General features: G+C 47.4%; 1 protein-coding gene. It reads right to left on the bottom strand.

Annotation, left to right across the window (positions count from 1 at the left end):
- On the bottom strand, positions 1-928 hold a 928-nt coding region (locus ACYVJM_RS32020), incomplete at its 3' end, for a TonB-dependent receptor plug domain-containing protein (RefSeq protein WP_461152195.1).
- Positions 929-1,539: the final 611 nt, after the last annotated feature.

Raw genomic sequence — 1,539 nt, 5'->3', positions numbered from 1 at the left:
CCATGTTGGCGTAGGCCAGGTCTTCGGTGGCCAGGTATTCTTTGGCGTTGAGCACCTTGGGCTTGTTGGGGCCGATGGTGTTGACACTGAACTGACCATCGTAGGTCACCCGGCTTTCACCGGCTTTCCCTTTACGAGTTTGAACCAGGATAACGCCGTTGGCCCCGCGTGCCCCGTAGATAGCCGTTGAGGAGGCATCCTTGAGGACCTCCACGTTGACGATGTCGTTGGGGTTGATGTAATCGATGGGGTTGCTGAACTGGTCGCCGGTACCCTGGGGGAGCATCACTCCATCAACCACATAGAGGGGGTTGTTGGAGGAGTTGATGGAGCTGAAACCGCGGATACGGACGGTGGTGCGTCCGCCGGGACGCCCCGAGTTGGTGTTAACCTGCACCCCGGGCATGCGGCCCGAAAGCGCCTGGTTGAGCGAAGGGGCTGGTCGTTCCTGAAGCTGGGCCTCTTTCACACCGGTGACAGAACCGGTAAGGTCGGACTTCCGGGTGGTACCATACCCAATGACCACGATTTCGTCCAGCACCTTACTGTCAGCTTTCAGGCTGATGTTAACCGATGTCTGGTTGCCAATGCGGACTTCCTGAGAAATGTACCCGACAAAGGAGAACACAAGTGTAGAAGCGCCATCGGGTACATCAAGTTTGTATTGGCCATCAGCATCGGTAACCGTTCCGCGCTGGGTTCCTTTCAGGATAACACTTACGCCGGGAAGGCCCTCAGATTTTTCATCCGTCACCCGACCTGTAAGTGCACGGTCAGCCCGTTTCACTGACTGATTGACGGGAAACTTTGGATTAACCGGTTTTCCCGCATAGGTAAAACTAACACACAAAGCTGCCAATAGGAGTTGAGTGCTCGAAACTCTAATTAACCTATCGGACAGGAGTTTAGGTGGTAAGAGTTTTGCCATAAAAAAGTTACCTCATGGTAACGGTTTGTAGTTAAAATGAAAAGAGAATTAGATGATAAAGAGATTATCTATATGGAAAATAACTTTCTAGCTATAACTACTCGCTAGAATTAGAAAAAAATTAATTATTGATTTAAATACTATTAAAAAATTGGATAAAGTATTTTTACTTATTAATTAAATTTAATAGTTAGTGTTGCTATTTATCTATTGAGTATTATCTATTAAGTATATGTCAAATTCACTAAGTGTTTTCCGGGCTGATAAGGAAGATTTAGTTTCGCCATTAGTTAGAATATAGTGCATCTGTATTAGCCAGTCATCGACAACCTACTCAGCTTGTAAAAGCATGTGACGAGTATGACCTTGGGGGAATTGTAGGCCAGAACACAAAAAGCCCCGATCACCATGATCGGGGCTTTTTGTAGGGATAAGAGAATAATACTAATAAGGTTCTCTCCAGGTTTCTTTATTGGCTTAAACACCGGGATAGCCGGGGTTCTGGGTTTTCAGGTTGGGGTTGTTCAGCAACTCCTGCTTGGGAATGGGCAGTAACAGATGCTTCTCCTGCAAGGCCTGATTCGAACTCAGGTTCACGTGGCCCACAAAGT

The organism is Spirosoma pulveris (assembly GCF_054781875.1).
Note: the sequence above shows the minus strand (reverse complement) of the source record. Positions and strands in the feature narration are given on the sequence as shown.